Source organism: Qipengyuania sp. GPGPB31 (genome assembly GCF_038396345.1).
In the GTDB taxonomy this organism is placed as follows: domain Bacteria; phylum Pseudomonadota; class Alphaproteobacteria; order Sphingomonadales; family Sphingomonadaceae; genus Qipengyuania; species Qipengyuania citrea.
The window spans coordinates 1,483,080-1,500,590 of record NZ_CP149572.1 but is presented as its reverse complement, the minus strand read 5'-3'; the positions used below and the strand labels follow the sequence as shown (position 1 = coordinate 1,500,590).

General features: G+C 65.5%; 12 protein-coding genes. 5 read left to right on the top strand and 7 right to left on the bottom strand.

What is annotated here, in order from left to right; all coding sequences use genetic code 11:
- Positions 1-55: 55 nt before the first annotated feature.
- The 4 genes from WKH79_RS07635 to WKH79_RS07620 form a co-directional block, all read right to left on the bottom strand.
- Positions 56-1,396 (bottom strand): AarF/ABC1/UbiB kinase family protein, encoded by a 1,341-nt coding sequence (locus tag WKH79_RS07635; protein WP_341858506.1) that lies wholly within the window; start codon positions 1,394-1,396, stop codon positions 56-58.
- A gap of 116 nt (positions 1,397-1,512) precedes the next feature.
- The gene (locus WKH79_RS07630; protein ID WP_050600802.1) at positions 1,513-1,818 is read right to left on the bottom strand and encodes a hypothetical protein; all 306 of its coding nucleotides are present in this window, start codon (positions 1,816-1,818) and stop codon (positions 1,513-1,515) included.
- Positions 1,819-1,886: 68 nt separating this feature from the next.
- On the bottom strand, positions 1,887-4,751 hold the full coding sequence (locus WKH79_RS07625) for a pitrilysin family protein (RefSeq protein WP_341858505.1): 2,865 nt from the start codon (positions 4,749-4,751) through the stop codon (positions 1,887-1,889).
- 50 nt (positions 4,752-4,801) lie between these two features.
- Positions 4,802-7,033, bottom strand: a complete 2,232-nt coding sequence (locus tag WKH79_RS07620; RefSeq protein ID WP_341858504.1) for an acylase — start codon at positions 7,031-7,033, stop codon at positions 4,802-4,804.
- 119 nt (positions 7,034-7,152) lie between these two features.
- Here WKH79_RS07620 and WKH79_RS07615 point away from each other — a divergent pair, with 119 nt between their 5' ends.
- The 3 genes from WKH79_RS07615 to clpB all read left to right on the top strand — a co-directional run bounded on the left by WKH79_RS07615 (position 7,153) and on the right by clpB (position 11,685).
- A complete protein-coding gene (locus WKH79_RS07615; RefSeq protein ID WP_230832591.1) occupies positions 7,153-8,601 on the top strand; it encodes an ATP-binding protein in 1,449 nt (482 codons plus the stop codon).
- Between the two features lie 31 nt (positions 8,602-8,632).
- Positions 8,633-8,971 (top strand): tRNA-binding protein, encoded by a 339-nt coding sequence (locus WKH79_RS07610; protein ID WP_050600798.1) that lies wholly within the window; start codon positions 8,633-8,635, stop codon positions 8,969-8,971.
- Positions 8,972-9,108: 137 nt separating this feature from the next.
- Positions 9,109-11,685 carry an ATP-dependent chaperone ClpB gene (clpB, locus tag WKH79_RS07605; protein ID WP_341858503.1) on the top strand — a complete coding sequence of 859 codons (2,577 nt, stop codon included), beginning with the start codon at positions 9,109-9,111 and terminating at the stop codon, positions 11,683-11,685.
- A gap of 76 nt (positions 11,686-11,761) precedes the next feature.
- On the opposite strand, the gene WKH79_RS07600 is transcribed toward clpB, so the two are convergent.
- Entirely contained in the window at positions 11,762-14,797 is a 3,036-nt protein-coding gene (locus tag WKH79_RS07600; RefSeq protein WP_341858502.1) for a TonB-dependent receptor, read from the bottom strand.
- A gap of 230 nt (positions 14,798-15,027) precedes the next feature.
- On the opposite strand from WKH79_RS07600, the gene WKH79_RS07595 reads away from it, so the two are divergent.
- The gene (locus WKH79_RS07595) at positions 15,028-15,573 is read left to right on the top strand and encodes a hypothetical protein (protein ID WP_160765831.1); all 546 of its coding nucleotides are present in this window, start codon (positions 15,028-15,030) and stop codon (positions 15,571-15,573) included.
- Positions 15,574-15,591: 18 nt separating this feature from the next.
- On the top strand, positions 15,592-16,614 hold the full coding sequence (locus tag WKH79_RS07590; RefSeq protein WP_341858501.1) for a hypothetical protein: 1,023 nt from the start codon (positions 15,592-15,594) through the stop codon (positions 16,612-16,614).
- A 10-nt stretch (positions 16,615-16,624) separates the two neighbouring features.
- On the opposite strand, the gene WKH79_RS07585 is transcribed toward WKH79_RS07590, so the two are convergent.
- Both WKH79_RS07585 and WKH79_RS07580 read right to left on the bottom strand, forming a co-directional pair.
- Positions 16,625-16,954, bottom strand: coding sequence for a hypothetical protein (locus tag WKH79_RS07585; RefSeq protein WP_341858500.1), 330 nt, complete (start codon positions 16,952-16,954; stop codon positions 16,625-16,627).
- A 115-nt stretch (positions 16,955-17,069) separates the two neighbouring features.
- A complete protein-coding gene (locus WKH79_RS07580; protein WP_341858499.1) occupies positions 17,070-17,345 on the bottom strand; it encodes a hypothetical protein in 276 nt (91 codons plus the stop codon).
- Between the last annotated feature and the right edge of the window lie 166 nt (positions 17,346-17,511).

Below are 17,511 nucleotides of genomic sequence, written 5' to 3'. Positions count from 1 at the left end.
GCCGGGCCGCAGTCACGAACACGGGCTGTCGGAGCGATCCGGCAGCCCAATTTCGTCAGGCGCTGCCGCCCGCAAGGTAGGGGCGTACCAGTTCGCGCACGTCGACCCGCGCTGCAAGCCGGGCTGCGAGCAGCGCGGTGCCGCTGATCTTGCGCTGGACGAACAGCGTCTCGACCGGGGGGATGTGCCAGGTCGACCGGTCGGCGGCCATTTCCATCCCCTGTTCGCGCAGCACTTCGATGAAGCCGCGATCGCCGAAGTCGAACGGGCCGGGCCGGTTCATCTCGGTCACCACGATGTCGATCATCCGGTCGACCAGCGGGCGGTGACGGGCAATGGCTGCCTCGCCCAGGAAGCCCGCTGCCTGCGCAGCTTCGCGCACCGCGTCGCGGTCGCCTGCGAGCCCGGCGGCAAGCAGCGTGCGATAGCCTTCCGCGGTCGCGGGATCGACATCGCGCGTCGCCCCGAAATCGAGCAACACCAAGCGCCGGGTGTCGGGCTGGAAGCGGTAGTTGGCGAAATTCGGATCGGTCTGCATCGCGCCGAATTCGAACAGTTCGCGCAGCACCAGCGCGATCAGGTCGCGCATCGCCGCATCGCGCGTCTCCTGCGGTGCTTCGCCCAGCGCCTCGATCGGCTGGCCGTCGATGAAATCCATCGCCAGCACGCGCGCGGTGGTCAGTTCGTGCAGCGGGCGCGGCACGATGTAATCGGGATGTCCGTCCAGCCAGTCGGCAAAGCGCGTCATCTGCGCCGCCTCGCGTTCGTAATCGGCTTCCTCGTGCAACTGCCGCTTGGCTTCGCCCAGCAACGGCGCAAGGTCGAGCTCGCGCGGCAGTACGCCCGATACGCGCAACAGGGTCGCGACATTGTCGACATCGGAATCGATGCTTTCGCGAATGCCGGGATACTGGACCTTGATTGCCACTTCGCGCCCGTCGGGCAGCGCCGCGCGGTGCACTTGGCCGATCGATGCCGCGGCAATCGGGGTGGCGTTGAAGCGCGCGAAGCGGCGGCGCCAGTCGGGCCCCCATTCCGCGGCGAGCACGCTGCGCAATTGCTGCGGCGGCATGCGATAGGCCTGCGAACGCAATTGCGCGAGAATGGCAGTGAGTTCGGCGGGCAGCATGTCGCCCGCATCCATCGAGATCATCTGGCCGAGCTTCATTGCCGCACCGCGCAGGTGCGACAGGCGATCGGCCAGGCGGCCGACATTGCCCGGGGTCAGCAGCAGGTCGCGCATCCGCGGGCGCTCGCCGCGGGCCAGCCGCCGGGCGCCTTCGCCCAGCATGCCCCCGGCAACCCCGCCGGCGAGCCGCCCGAAGGTGCCCAGCCGCGCCGCGCGGCTGCTGGGAATCGCGCGGTGCCGCGGCTTGGGAGGGTCGCTGTCGTCCATGCTGTCCTTTTTCCAAGCCCCGGTGCGGGTGGAAGTTCCGTCCGCTGGCTCAAGCAGGCCAAAGAAAAGGGCGCCGGGATCGCTCCCGACGCCCCTTGCGTCACGGACCGGGCCGATCAGCCCTGGCGTTCGCCGGTCAGCGGCATGTCGCCGAAAGCGCCCGCATTGACGGTGCCGGTCATCTGGTCGCCATTGACGGTGGCGGTGCAGTTGAGCGTCATCGGCATGGGGACGGTCATGTCCATCTTCCACTTGAGCGTATCGCCTTCGATCGTGCCGTCGGTGATGTCCATCGAGCCCATGCCACCGGCCATCGAGCCGGTGAAGCTGTTGCCGTCGTCGCTCGGCACGACCGTCAGCGTGCCCTTCTGGTCGCCCATCGGGCTCTTCACGACGGTATCGTAGGTACCTGCTACGGACATGGAAATTCCTCTCTTCGCTTGGGGGTTCAAAGTCCCATTTCAATCGGGCCTGCTGACACGAATGTCAATTAGTCGGTTCCCGCCATTTCGATGCGTTCGACTGCCAGGCCGAGCTGTTCGAGTTGCGGTTCGACGACCGTTGCATCGCCCACCACGACCCAGACGAAACGGTCGGGGTCGATCGCTGCGCGGGCTGCGGCATCGAGGCTGTCGGTGGTTTGCGCGCGGAAACGATCGGCGATCACTTCGTAGTAATCGTCGGGCCGCCCGTAGAGCGCATTGGACTGCATCGCGCCGAGGATCGCGCCCGAGGTTTCGAACTGGCCGGGCAGTTCGCCGATCTCGGCCGTGACGATCCGGGTCAGCTCCTCGTCGGTGACGCCGCGCGTATCGAGGAATTCGCCGGTTTCGCGGATCAGTTCGGCCAGCGCATCGCCGGTGCGGTCGGCCTGGACGGGCGCGCGCACGGTATAGGCGACCGCGTTCTCATTGGTCAGCGGGGCGCCGCGTACGCCATAGCTCCAGCCCTTGGTCTCGCGCAGGTTCATGTTGAGCCGGGCGAGGAAGTTGCCGCCCAGCGCGTTGTTGGCGTTGAGGAAGTCGACATAGGTTTCGCCGCGCGGATCGACCGGGGTCAGCTGCCCGCCATAGATATAGCTCTGCGGCGAATTGGGCCGGTGGACCAGCACGATCCGGCTTTCGGTGGCTGCCTCGGGCGCGTCGGCGAAGCTCTTGGTGCCCTTGGCCGCGGCGGGGGCTTCCCAGTCGCCGAACACGCCGTTCAGCGCGCCCACGATTTCAGCCAGCGGCCGGTCCGACACCACGAAGATTTCGCCATTGTCGGGGCGGATCCAGCGGTCCTTGAAGGCGGTAATGTCCTCGCGCGTGATCGCGGTCAGCGATGCAACGGTCCCGCTGTCGGGGCCGGCATAGGGGCTGTCGGCGCCGTAGATCAGCGGTGCCGCAGTGCGCGCGGCAATGGCCGCGGGCGTGCGCAGTTCCTGTTCGACGCTGGTGATGCGCTGCGCGCGGACCCGGTCGATTTCGGCCGGGTCGAACGCGGGATTGCGCACCATGTCGGACAGCAGTTCGAGCGAGGGGACGAGATTGGCCGACAATGCGGACAGCGTGAAGCTGGACCGGTCGGCGCCGCCACCGAGCGAGATGTTCGCGCCCAGCCGTTCGCTGGTCTCGGCGATCTCGCGCGAACTCATGCTGGTGGTGCCTTCCTCGAACAGGCTGAGTGAGAGGCCTTCGAGCCCGCGCATGTCCGCCGGATCGGCGCTGCTGCCGGCATCGAAGGACAGCGTGACATAGGTGGCGGGAATGGCGTCGCGCTGCGCGTAATGCAGCGTCATGCCGTTCGCCAGCGCGGTGTGTTGCACCTCGGGGAAGTCGAGCTCGGCAACCGATTCAATCGGCGGCGCGGGGCGGACTTCGGTCACGGTCAGGGCATCCGGCGCGCCAGCTTCCGCGGCGGCCTCGGTTTCGGCGACGCTCGCCGCCTCTTCGTAGGACCCGTCGCGCTCGCCCGGTTCGAGCACCAGCGTGAAGGACGGCCGCGTCAGCCAGCGCTGCATGGCCGCTTGCACTTCGGCGGGCGTCAGCGTGGCGAGGATTTCGAACTGGCGGGCGTAGAAGGCAGGATCGTCGGCCAGCACTTCGCCCGATGCCAGCGTCACGGCCTTGCCGCCGAAGCCGCCGACCTGTTCGAGCCCGCGGATCGTGTCGGCAACCGTGCTGGTCGCCGCACGGCGCACTTCGTCTTCGGTCGGGCCTTCGGCGATGAACTGGGCAACCAGTTCGTTGAGCCGGCGTTCGACCTCGGCTTCCTCGACGCCGGGACGCGCGGTCGCGGAGACGTTGAGGATGCCGACGCGCTGCCAGGCGTAGTTGCCGGCCGAAACGCTCACCGCCAGCTGCTCGTCGCGCACCAGCGTGTTGTCGAGCCGGCTCGACGACAGCCCGCCAAGGATCTGCGCGCCCACGGTCAGCGCCGTCAGTTCGCGGTCGGTGATGCCCGGTGCGGTCCAGTACTTGTCGATGCTGACCGCTGCGACCTGGTCGCGCATTACCGTGCGGACGTCTTCGGCAAGCTCGGGGATGGCGGCTTCGGCCGGGTCGTTGACCGGGCCGCGCGCGATCGGGCCGAAATATTTCTCGACCAGCGGCCGCGCTTCTTCAGCCGACACGTCGCCCGCCAGCACCACGGTGGCGTTGTTGGGACCGTATTTGTCGCGGAACCAGCTGCGGACGTCGTCCATGCTGGCGCTGTCGAGGTCGGCCATCGAGCCGATCGGCGTGTGGTCGTAGGGATGCGGCGCGGGGAACAGCGCCTTGACGATCTCGTAGAACACGAGGCCGCCGGGCTGGTTGTCACCCTGGCGTTTCTCGTTCTGCACGACGCCGCGCTGGTTATCGAGCTTCTGCTGCGTGACCGCGCCGAGCAGATAGCCCATGCGATCGCTTTCCAGCCACAGCGCGCGTTCGAGCGCGGGGCGGGGCACGGTCTGGAAATAATTGGTGCGGTCGAAATTGGTCGTGCCGTTGTAATCGGTCGCGCCCATTTCCTGCAGGTACTGGAAATAGTCCTGCGGCGCGTTCTCGCTGCCGTTGAACATCAGATGTTCGAACAGGTGCGCGAAGCCGGACTTGCCTTCGGGTTCGTCCTTCGATCCGACATTGTACCACACCGCGACGGCCACGATGGGAGCCTTGCGGTCGGTGTGGACGATGACGTCGAGCCCGTTGTCGAGCGTGAACTTCTCGAACGGGATGTCGACCTGGTCGACCAGCGCGGTCAGTTCGGCGGGCGCGGCGGTATCGGCTGCGGCAATGGGGGCATTGGCCTGCGCGGTGGCGGCAATCGCTGGGGCCGCGGTGCCCAGCGCGAGGGCGAGGGCGCTTACGGTGAGGAGGGGCTTGATTTGCATGGTACCTCGATCGGGTTTTTGAATCTCGTCAATGCGAGCAGGCTAACGGGTCAGCGGCGATTGGTCACGGTTTTCCGCGACGCCGCATTGGCCAGGACGTCCTCGCGCCAGAAGTGGACGGGCTTCAAGCGATGCTGGACGAACAGCGTAGACTGATCTGCATAATGCGGGGAAGCTGGCCGGGTGGTGGCCGAACCGAACGGCTGGATCGAACGTGAGGCGACCCGCTCGCCGGGCATCCATTCGACCCACTGGATGAAGCTGTCGCCATGCCGCACCGAAAGGCGTCCATCGTCGTCGATGTCCCACAGCGTCGAGGCGCGCAGCGTGTCGGACCCGCCGTCGAGAGGCAGGTCGACGTCGCCCTGGCGCAGGCGCAGCAGCTCGCCCATCGACGGGTCGATGCGGCCGAAGTGGCGCAGCAGGTGGTCCACCGAGCGCTGCAGCTCCGCTTCGGCATCGGGCCAGGGGTCGTTGCTGTAGCTCGACCCCATGAAGGGGCGGATCATCAGCAGCGCGAGGCTGTCGCCCCGGCCGATGTTATCCGCGTTCAGGTCCCATTCGCCGAGCAGGCGCTGGGCGGCTAGCAGGTCCGGATCATCGGTCCGTATCGCCGCGACGTCGCGCAGCATTTGGGCGATATAGCCGCTGTTCTCATAGGCGGTGTCGTATTTGATCCGCTCCAGCGCGGCGCGGTCGAGCACCTCGGCCTCGGCCATCAACTTCGCCCCGCGCGTACCGCGATTGGTGTCCTTGAGCTCGATCCCGAGTTCGGGCGGGAAGTCCCCGGGCGACAGATTGCTGCCCGCTCCCGCATCGAGGAAGGGGTTGTTGTTGGCTTCCACCAACCAGCCGCTGGCGGGGTTCACATAGCGCGGCAACTGGTCGTAGCTGACCGATCCGCGGGTGATGAGGTCGCTGCGGTCGCCCGGCAGGATGCCGCGCCAGTCGATCCGTTCGCCGCCGACGGTGGCCGGGCGGGCGGGGATCGCGGCATTGTAGATATTGGCGATATTGCCCGCCTTGTCGGCATAGATGAAATTGGTCGAGGGGATGTCCATCCGCGCGAGGATGCCCTGCCATTCGTCGAGCGATGCCGCCTTGTTCAGCCGGTAATAGGCATCCAGCTGCCCGAGATTGCCCATCCCGCCGTAGCGGATGGCGAAAGCGCCCTTGTCGTTCTTGATCACCGGGCCGTGCGCGCTGCGGTAGATGTCGCGGCGGATGGGCAGCACCACGGGGCCGAGACGCACCGGCAGCGTTACCGTGCGCTGTTCCAGCTCGCGCCATTCGCCGTCGAGGCGGTAGCGCGTGCCGCTGTCGTCCAGCACCAGCTGATAGACATCGACCATGTCGGGCGTGTTGACGGTGTTGGTCCACCCGAGGTCGGCATTGTGTCCGAGGAAGGGGAAGGGGCTGCCGGGGAAGTTCGCTCCGGCGAAATGCCAGCCCTCGCCGCTTTCGACGACCAGTTCGTACCATGCGACGCCGCCGCGCCAGGGCTGGTGCGAATTGGAAATCAGCGTCGTGGGACCGCCCGATTTCTTGGGCGTCACGGCAAAGGCGTTCGATCCCGAGAACGCGGCCTCGTCAGCGTAGGGCAGCGGGGCGGGGTTGCGGGTACGCGGCGTATGGCTGGTGCGAACGACCGGCGCGGCATCCTCGCCGGGCGCGGGCTGCCCGGCACCGGGTATCGCCGGCCCCTGTTCGCGCTTCAGCGGCGTGCCAGAAACCAGCGGTTCGATGACATTGCCGAGGCCGAAGAAGAACGGCTGGCGCAGGGCGAAGCCGGCCGCCACGTCGACGCCGTCGACGGGGAAGAGATTGGCCAGCTTGCGCTCGCCCGGATGCGCGGCGGCGAAATCGTTGAGGCCCGCAGCATAGGCGTCGAACACCGCGCGCGTGTCTTCGGGCAGCTGCGGGTAGTCGCGCTCGGCGAGGCCGCGCGCGTCGAGCAGGTGATAGGCATAGTCGAACGCCGCCCCGTCCTGCCCGGCGATCGCGCCATAGCGCCCGCGGCTCATCGCGATAACGTCCTGCAGGGTGGAGAAATCGTCCTCCGAATGCGCGATGGCGACGCCATAGGCGACATCCGCGTCGGTATCGCCGTAGATGTGCGGAACGCCGAATTCGTCGCGGATGATTTCCGCGGTATAGGTGCGGTCGGCCAGCGCCAGGGCGTCGCGCTTGGCCCAGAAGGGTTCCCACGTCGCCAGCGCGATGAATATTGCAAGCACCAGCACGAGCAGCGCAATGCCCGTGCGTCCCAGCCATTTTTTCATAGAAATGCGTCCTCTCTTGCAACTCGGTTAGCGAGCAGGACGGGCGGACGCAATGCGATTGGGCAAAACCTTCCCGCGGCTGTTCCCCGTTCCAGATTCGGCCCGCTAACCAGCGCGCAGTGACAGCACAGATCACCATCGGACACGATTCTTCCGGCAAGCCGGCCGAATTCGATATCGAGGAACTCCTCGCCACCCGTCTGCTCGTCCAGGGCAATTCGGGCAGCGGCAAGTCGCACCTGCTGCGGCGCCTGCTCGAAGAGAGCGCGGGCATGGTGCAGCAGGTGGTGATCGACCCGGAAGGCGATTTCCCCTCGCTGGCGGACAAGTTCGGCCATGTGGTGATCGACGGGGCGGCCTATTCGCCGGGTGAGATCGAGGCGCTTGCCCGCCGCATCCGCGAACACCGCGCCAGCGTGGTGCTCGATCTCGACGGGCTCGAGGTCGAGCAGCAGATCCGCTGCGCCGCGCAATTCCTCACCGCGCTGTTCGATGCGCCGCGCGAGCATTGGTATCCCGCGCTGGTGGTGGTCGACGAAGCGCAGATGTTCGCCCCTGCCGCGGCGGGCGAGGTGGCGGAAGACACGCGGCGGATGACCATGACCGCGATGACCAACCTGATGTGCCGCGGGCGCAAGCGCGGGCTGGCCGGGATCGTCGCCACCCAGCGGCTGGCGAAGCTCGCCAAGAACGTGGCGGCCGAGGCCTCGAACTTCCTGATGGGGCGGACCTTTCTCGACATCGACATGATCCGTGCGGCCGACCTGCTGGGGATGGAACGGCGCCAGGCCGAACGGATCCGCGAGCTCGAGCGCGGACATTTCCTTGCGCTGGGCCCCGCCATCACGCGCGTTCCGCTGGCAGTGAAGATCGGTCCGGTGCAGACCGGCCAGCAGGCCCGCAGCGAAGGGCTGATGGCGCTGCCCGACACCGCGCCCGAAGACATGGCGGCGCTGCTCACCACCGACCTCGCCAGCGATGTCGCCAAGGCGCCGCCGCCGCCCGCGCCGCCGCCGGCCCCGCCGGTGGACGAGATCGAAACCAGCATCGCCGCGGCGGAGGAACGCCAGGTCGCTCCGCGCGGCGAGCCGGTCGATAACACTGCGGTGGCCACGCGGATCGCCGAGATCATCGCCGAGCTGGCGTGCGAGGAAGGGATCGCCTTCCAGTCGGCCAGCGCGCAATACCAGACCTTCCTCACCCGTTGCCGCCGTGAGCGGCTGATCGGGCCGATGCCCGACATGCGCGCCTTCCGCCGCCGGTTCGCCGTGGCCGGCGCCGGGCTGGCCGAGCTAGACGAAGCGCTGCAGGCGCGGATCATGCAGCTGGCCGGTGCGGTGGAAGAAGACCTGCTCGGCCCGTTCCTCGTGATCGCCAAGGCCGCGCATGCGGGCGAGACGCAGGTCGACGAAGCGGCGCTCGCGCGTGCCTATGGCACCAGCTCGCCCGGCCGTATCCGGCGCCTGCTCGATCATCTCGAGCGGCAGGGCCTGGTAGTGGTGCGCGAGGATTTCGGCGGCGACCGCACGATCATGGTCCCCGGGCTGGAACCGCTTGCCGACGGTTGATGCCGCGCCGCGGTCTGCATAGACCGGGACGATGGACTATGCCGATTTCGCACATTTCGCCGCGCTCGACATCCGTGCGGGCACCGTGACCCGCGCCGAACCCTTCCCCGAAGCCCGCCGCCCGGCAATCAAGCTATGGGTCGATTGCGGCCCCGACATCGGCGAACGCAAGAGCTCCGCGCAGATTACCGAACATTACACCCCCGAAGGCCTCGTCGGGCAGCGGGTGATGGCAGTGGTCAACTTCGCGCCGCGCCAGATCGGTCCGGTGATGTCCGAGATCCTCGTGCTGGGCTTTCCCGACGCCGAGGGGGCGATCGTGCTGGCGCAGCCCGGAGCGGGCATTCCCGACGGCGCCCGCCTAGCCTGAATTTGTCGCCCGGCGGCTTCACAAGCTGCGCGGCACCCCTATATCCGACTAACACACCTCGTTTATTTGCAGCGAGGTCTTGTGTTGCATAATCGCAACACCATATTCGGACGGTAATTTGTGATTGGGGTGTTTGCATGAATCTCGAAAAGTTCACCGACCGCGCCAAGGGTTTCCTGCAGGCCGCGCAGACCGTTGCCATCCGCTTGAACCACCAGCGGATTTCGCCGTCGCACCTGCTCAAGGCGCTGCTCGACGACGAACAGGGCATGGCCGCGCAGCTGATCCAGCGTGCGGGCGGCAATCCGGGCGTGGCGATTACCGAAGTCGACAACGCGCTGGCCAAGGTGCCGGCGGTTTCGGGCGGTGGGGCGCAGGCGACCCCGGGGCTCGACAATGACGCGGTGCGCGCGCTCGACAGCGCCGAACAGCTGGCGGAAAAGGCCGGCGACAGCTTCGTCCCCGTCCAGCGGTTGCTGCAGGCGCTTGCACTGGCCGACAATGACGCCGGTAAGGCGCTGAAAGCGGCAGGGATCGACGCCAAGGCGCTCGAGGCCGCGATCCAGGAAGTGACCGGCGGCCGCACCGCCGACAGCGCGGGCGCGGAAGAAAGCTACGACGCGATGAAGAAATACGCCCGCGACCTGACGCAGGCAGCGCGCGACGGCAAGCTCGACCCGGTCATCGGCCGCGACGAGGAAATCCGCCGCACCGTGCAGATCCTCGCGCGCCGGACCAAGAACAATCCCGCGCTGATCGGCGAACCCGGCACCGGCAAGACCGCGATCGCCGAAGGCCTCGCGCTGCGTATCGCCAATGGCGATGTCCCCGACAGCCTCAAGGGCCGCACTCTGATGGCGCTCGACATGGGCTCGCTCATCGCCGGCGCGAAGTACCGCGGCGAGTTCGAGGAACGGCTCAAGGCGGTGCTCGACGAAGTGAAGGGCGCCGAGGGGCAGATCATCCTGTTCATCGACGAAATGCACACGCTGATCGGTGCCGGCGCAAGCGAGGGCAGCATGGATGCGGGCAATCTGCTCAAGCCCGCGCTCAGCCGCGGCGAACTGCATTGCATCGGCGCGACCACGCTCGACGAATACCAGAAATATGTCGAGAAGGACCCCGCGCTGCAGCGGCGCTTCCAGCCGGTTTTCATCGACGAGCCCAGCGTCGAGGACACGGTATCGATCCTGCGCGGGATCAAGGACAAGTACGAACTGCACCACGGTGTGCGCATCACCGATGGCGCGATCGTCGCTGCGGCGCAGCTGTCCAACCGCTATATCCAGAACCGCTTCCTGCCCGACAAGGCGATCGACCTGATGGACGAGGCCGCCAGCCGCATCCGCATGGAAGTTGAAAGCAAGCCCGAGGAAATCGAGAACCTCGACCGCCGCATCATCCAGCTGCGGATCGAGGAACAGGCGCTGCAGAAGGAAACCGACACCGCGTCGAAGGACCGGCTCGAAAACCTGCGCAAGGAACTGTCCGAACTCGAACAGCAATCGAGCGAGCTGACCACGCGCTGGCAGAACGAACGCGACAAGATCCACGCCGAAGCGCGGATCAAGGAAGACCTCGACCAGGCGCGGATCGAACTCGAACAGGCGCAGCGCGGCGGCGACCTGCAGAAGGCGGGCGAGCTGCAATACGGGCGAATCCCCGAGCTGGAGAAGAAGCTCGCGGAAGCCTCGGGCCACACCGATAATGCGCTGCTCAAGGAAGAGGTCACCGAAGACGATATCGCCGGTGTCGTCAGCCGCTGGACCGGTATTCCGGTCGACCGGATGATGGAAGGCGAGCGCGAGAAGTTGCTCGACATGGAGAACATCCTCGCCAAGCGGGTGATCGGCCAGAGCCAGGCGATCGACGCGGTGTCCAAGGCCGCGCGCCGCGCGCGCGCGGGCCTCCAGGATCCGGGGCGCCCGCTGGGCAGCTTCCTGTTCCTCGGGCCGACCGGCGTGGGCAAGACCGAACTGACCAAGGCGCTTGCCGGCTTCCTGTTCGACGACGACAGCGCGATGGTGCGCATCGACATGAGCGAGTTCATGGAGAAGCACGCGGTTGCCCGGCTGATCGGCGCGCCTCCAGGCTATGTCGGTTACGAGGAAGGCGGCGTGCTGACCGAAGCGGTGCGCCGGCGCCCCTACCAGGTGGTGCTGTTCGACGAAGTCGAGAAGGCGCATAGCGACGTCTTCAACGTGCTGCTGCAGGTGCTCGACGACGGGCGGCTGACCGACGGGCAGGGCCGCGTGGTCGATTTCAGCAACACGCTGATCATCCTGACCTCGAACCTCGGCAGCCAGTATCTCGCCAATATGGACGACGGCCAGAAGGTCGAGGATGTCGAACCGCAGGTGATGGACGTGGTGCGCGGGCATTTCCGCCCCGAGTTCCTCAACCGGCTGGACGAGATCATCCTGTTCCACCGGCTTGCGCATGAGCACATGGCGCCGATCGTCGATATCCAGGTCGCGCGGGTGCAGAAGCTCCTGAAGGATCGCAAGATCGTGCTCGACCTGACCGAGGCGGCGAAGAAATGGCTCGGCCGCGTGGGTTACGACCCGGTCTATGGCGCGCGCCCTCTCAAGCGCGCGGTGCAGCGCTACGTGCAGGACCCGCTGGCGGACATGATCCTCGCCGGCAAGGTGCCCGATGGCGCAAAGGTCGCGATCGACGAAGGCGACGGCGAACTGGCGATGACGATCACCTGACCGCGTCGGACCCGATGCGGAAACGAAAAAGGGCCCCGGTTTCCCGGGGCCCTTTCTTTTAGGATTCCGATCTGGATCAGAAGCCGAATGTTGCGGCTACCTTGAAGTAGCGACCCATGATCCCGTCGAAATAGGTGGTCAGGCCACCACCGGTCGGCGCCGGGTAGGGCGCGCTACGGTCGAACAGGTTCTCGACGATGAAGCGGAAGGTGAAGTCGTTTTCGGTGCGGAAGCTGATGCCAGCGTCCATGTAAACGATCTCGTCGCGCTCGAAGAACTGGTACGAGGTCGGTGCCGCATCCGGATCAACGACGTTTTCGCCGATGTACTGGATCTGCGTGAATGCGCCGAAACCGTTGTTCTCGTAAGTCACGCCGACGGTAGCCTGGTGCTTCGAATAGCCCGGGCTTCCACGGAACGTCGAGAGATCGCCCGTCCCGACCTGCTGCTCGAGCTTGTCGATGTACTGGTACGAACCACGCAGGCTGATGCGGCTGTCAGCGCCGAGGAACGGCGTTGCCTCGGTCCAGCGCAGGTCCGCAATCACACCCTGATAGTCATAGGATGCGACATTGAGGTAGCCGGTGCGGATGAATTCGACCTGGCCCGCCCCGTCGCGATCGATGCGATCGCAAGCCGAGTTGGGGAAGTCGTTGGCATCGTAGCATGCTTCCAGCGTGCCTTCGGCGTTCACACTCTGGATCGCGCCTTCGAGAGCGATATCGACCCAGTCGACCGACAGGGTCAGGCCCGGAGCGAAGGTCGGTGTGAAAACCGCACCGATGGTCCAGCTGTCGGCCGTTTCATTCTCGAGTTCGGTGTTGCCCGAAAGCGAACCGCGCGTCGTGAAGTCGACGATGTTCGAGGTGAAATTGGCCGGCAGTCCGTCCGCAGCACAGTTCGCCGCACGCTGGGCCGGGTTCGGTCCAGCGTTGATGAAACGTGCATCGCACGGATCGTCCGCGGTGGTGAAGATCGCGCTGTTCGGGTTGAACAGTTCGGTGATCGCAGGTGCGCGGATCGAACGGGTGAAGTTGCCGCGGATCGCGAAATCTTCAACCGGCTTCCAGCGCCCGCCGGCCGTCCAGGTGATATCCCCGCCGGTGAGCGAGTTATCGACGTAACGAATGGCGCCCTTGGCTTCGAGCAGGTTGACGAACGGAACGTCCATCGTCGGCGAAACAAGCGGGATCTGGAGTTCGCCGAACACTTCGTCGGTGTTGTACGAACCCGAGACCGGATCGATCGGGATCGAGCGACCGAACTGGGTGCGCGGTGCATCCGGGTCGGCCGGGTCGGGCTGGCCGAAGAAGAACGCACCCGGATCGAAGTCCGCCGATTCGTCACGGTGCTCGTAACCGATCGAGAAACCGACCGGGCCGCTCCAGATATTGAACAGGTCGCCGCCGATGGTGGCGATGAAATCATACTGTTCGTTGGTCGCGGTCGGGTTGGCGATAGTCGTGACGTAATCCGCCACGGCCTGCGTGTTCTGGTTGCCGAACGGGTTGAACGGGGCGCAGATGTCGCTGATCGTCGCGATCGGCGAACTGTCTGCTCCAGCCGGGCAGCCAGCCAGGGCGTTCTCGAAGTTCTGCTGCACCAGTTCGCGGCTGCGACCTTCGGTACGCGAACGACCGTAGAGGCCCGAGACTTCCCAGTTCAGATTGCGCGAACCGAGGTAGAAATCGCCACGCAGACCGGCGACAACACGATAGACTTCGACTTCCGACGAGCCTTCACCGGCGATCAGGTCGGTGTTGGCGCGGCCGAGGTAGAAGAAGTCCTGGCCCGCGGGAAGCTGCGCGCCAATGGTTGCACGGGCTTCGTCCGACAGGAACGGGTTGCTCAACGGCACGATCAGATTGCCGTCGGGCGTGCCCGCATCGTCGAACAGCCAGGTGTTGTAAACCGGCTGCGAGCGCAGTTCGGTACCCTTCGAATTGGCGTACTGTCCTTCGAGGAAGGCCGTGATCGAATCGGTTACGTCGTAGGTAGCGGTGAGCGCGCCGAGATAGCGCTCGACCGGCGAGAGCAGGTTCGAGACCGGGAGAAGGCTGAAGCCGTTGCCGCCGGCGGAGTTCACCACACCGTAGCGTTCGCCGAAGTCCAGCGGCGTGAGGTTGCCATTGGCATCGAACACCAGCGTGTTGCCGCTGCCGTCGGTGATGTCGAAGCCGAAGCCGGGGACGATATCGGCAGTCGTCGGAGCGCCGAATTCGCTGAGGATCGGGATACGGCGATCGCTGATGACGACGTTGTCGAACGGCGAGTTCGGATCATTGGGAGCGGCGTAGAACAGCCCCTGTGCCGTGCGTTCACGATCGGTGTACAGCAGGCCTTCGGTGTTGTTGTACTCGACCGCTGCAACCACGTTGCCGCGACCATCGGCGAAGCTGGTGCCAACCATTGCACCCAGACGGTATTCTTGCGCATCGCCTTCCTCGGCAATGCCCATCTGCGCGTCGAAGCGGACGCCTTCGAAGCGGTCCTTGAGGATGATGTTCACGGTGCCGGCGATGGCATCGGCACCGTAAATCGGTGCGCCGCCGACGGCGATGGTTTCAAGACGGTCGACCATCAGCGTGGGGATCGTGTTGAGATCGACCTGCGAACCGGCTGCCACGGGGCCGAAGATCGAAGCGGTGTTCGAGCTGACGTAGCGGCGGCTGTTGACCAGCGTCAGCGTGCGCTGCGAGCCCAGACCGAAGAAGTTGATGAAGCTCTGGCCCGAACCGAAGGAACCCGACTGGCCGCCGACCGCGCTGCTGGCGGGCGGACCGAAAGCGGGCTGTTCGTTGAGCACTTCGCCGACATTGGTCAGACCGCGTTCTTCGATCTGGTCGGCGTTGACGACGATCGAGGGCTCGAGCGTGTCGCGGTTGGGGCGGCGGATACGCGAACCCGTCACGACGATGGCATTATCGGCCTCGGGAGCGGCTGCGGCCTGTTCGTCGACGATGGTGTCGTCGGCATCCTGCGCGAAGGCAGGTGTCGAAACGGCCAGGGCGGCGATACCCGCGCTCGTGAAGAGCGCAAGCCGCCGGCCCCGTGCGAACGGGGGGTGGAGGTCATGTTGTGGTTCCCTGATTGCGACCGTGCATGATTGCACGCGTGCATGAGAACCAAAACTTCCGAACGTGGCAATGCTTTAGCTTCCGTAAGGGAAAACTCGCATGAGGTTTGCCCCGAACTGCAATGAAAATGACACATCATTTGCTACAGAGGCATCCATCTGCACGACAATCACCGGTCCCGACCGTGCGCCGCGGCTTGTCGGCGGGCTGCGATCTGATAGTCTCGTGGCGGTTCTGACGCCCACGCTTTCTAGGAAATCAATGCATGCTGCTTCGTCCTGATCGTCTGGCCTCATCACGCGCAGGTTCGCGCACGATGGGCAATCGCTCCTGGTGCATGGGCGCGGCTTCCGCCGGGCTTGCAGCGATATGCACCCTGGCGTTCCCGGCAGTGACGTCGGCGCAGGACGCGCCCTCCGAGGCACTGCTCGACTGCCGCGCCATCGGCAGCGATGACGAGCGGCTGGCGTGCTACGACCAGGCGCTCGACACGCAGTACGGGGTGGACGAGGAGTTGCAGGAAAAGCGCCGGCAATACCGGCGCGAACGGTTCGGCCTTCCGGTGGATTCCTCGGGGTCCCGGATGGCCGAACTCACCGCGACGATCGCGGCGGTGGATGCGAACCTGCGGACCGGGCAAACGACGATCGCGCTCGACAACGGACAGGTCTGGCAGGTGCTCTCGAGCGGCGGTCTGCGGGCGCGCTTCCGCGTCGGGTTGGAGGTGACGATCAGCGAAAGCGCTACCGGCGGATATCGCGTGCGAATTGCGGACAAGACGGGGTTCAAGGGCGTGACCCGCATCCGCTGAGGGCAGGCCCACCGCACCATGATCACAGATCAGGATATCCTGCAGGATGCGGAATGGCTGCCGCATCGTTATGACGAGACGAACGGCAGCTTCCGCTTTCGGCATGTCCCGCGCGACGTGCAACGCGAGGCCGCGTTCCTGACCGACGAGCATCTGCCGGATACCGGAGCGGAACGCGTCATACCGCTTGAACGGATCGACCGGCGGGCCCTGCCCGCAGCTCCGATCCACTTCGTGTTCCATTCGGCCTATTGCTGTTCGACCCTGGTGGCACGCATGTTCGATGCCCCCGGCTATTCGATGGGGCTGGTCGAGCCGGTGGTGCTCAACGACGTCGTCGGTTGGCGGCGGCGAGGGGCTCAGCCGGAAAAGATCGCCGCGGTACTCGATGTGGCGCTTGCGCTGCTCGCGCGGCCGTTCGGCGATGACCGCGCGGTCGTGGTCAAACCCTCTAATATCGTGAACTCACTCGCGCCTGCCATCATGGGTCTGCGCGCGGATGCACATGCGATCCTGCTCTATGCGCCGATCGAAGATTTCCTCGCGTCGATCGCGGTAAAGGGCCTGTGGGGACGCCGCTGGGTGCGACAGGCAATGATCGGCCAGATGCAGGATGGCGTTCTGGCGCAGCAATTTGCGCCCGATGAGATGTTCGAACTGACCGATCTGCAGGTCGCCGGCCTGGGGTGGCTTTCGCACCATTCAATTTACCGGAAAATGCAGGACCGGTTCGGCGCCGGGCGTCTCGGGATCTGCGACAGCCGCAGCCTGTTGGCGGAACCGGCCGAGACGGTTGCGAAATTCTACGCTCGCTTCGAATTGCACCCTGACCCCGAAGATAGCGCGGCGATCGCAGCCGGACCGGCTTTCACGCGAAACTCGAAGGAATCGACGTCCTATTCCCGCAGCGACCGCGAGCGGCAAATCGCCGCGACGCGCGAGGCCAACAGCGACGAGATCGCCAAGGTCGCCGAATGGGTGAGGGTGGTGGCGGACGGCATCGGACTCGATGTCGCGCCGGTGTCCTCCGCCTTGCGCTGAGACGCAGGGCTCAGGTGGCGCCATCGTCGCGGTCCAGGACATCCCACTGGCCACTCGCCGCACCCCTCACGATCGAGCGTGCGAGACCATTGCCCTGACGAGCTGCGGCAAGCCACTGCTTCTTCGTCATGCAAACTTCGTTCTTGATTGCACGCGAACGAACGCTGCGGACAGTCTTGCAGATCATCCTGTCGCTAGTCTTGGCTTTCTGTTCGGTCACCGCTTCCGCTTCGGGGGACTGATCCTGCGTCTCGCCTCCCTGGGCCGCGAGGCCAGCACCAAAGGGCAGCACAAGCGCTCCGAGCACCATCGTTGCTTTCTGGAAAGGCAGTCTCGTCATAGATAGGTCCTCCTGCTCGCATCTTGCCGGCCAAACCGGATTGGCTCATCATAAGAGTCCGGGGAGCCTTCGCTCAGGCTCACGCCGCTCGCCATGCACGGTGAGAGCCCAAAATTCAGTTCGTGATCAGCCCGGAAGAATTCTTCTCCGCCATAGCGCTCGCCAGGCTTCGGCCTTCGCGTGCGACGCGTGCCCATTCCCGATTGGTCAGGCAGACACGGCGTTTCTTGGCGCGCGAGCCGATGACAGATTCGGTCCGGCAGACCGTATAATCGGGATGTTGTTTGTCGGTGATCTGTGCCTCGCCTTCTTCCTGGCTCGATGTCTCGCCCGCCTCCTGCGCAGCCGCAGGCGCGGCCAGTACGGCGAGCGGAACCAGTGTAACGGCCATTAACTTGCGCAAACTTACCTCCCATCAAGATTGACGGTAACGTAACACAGCAAGCAGGTAAGTCAAAACCCGTAGCAGGCCGGTGCGTTCGCACGGATATTGTCGTCCCGGCCGATCGGCGAAGTCGAATACGGCCCGGACAAACAAATGGGGGCGGCGCCATCGG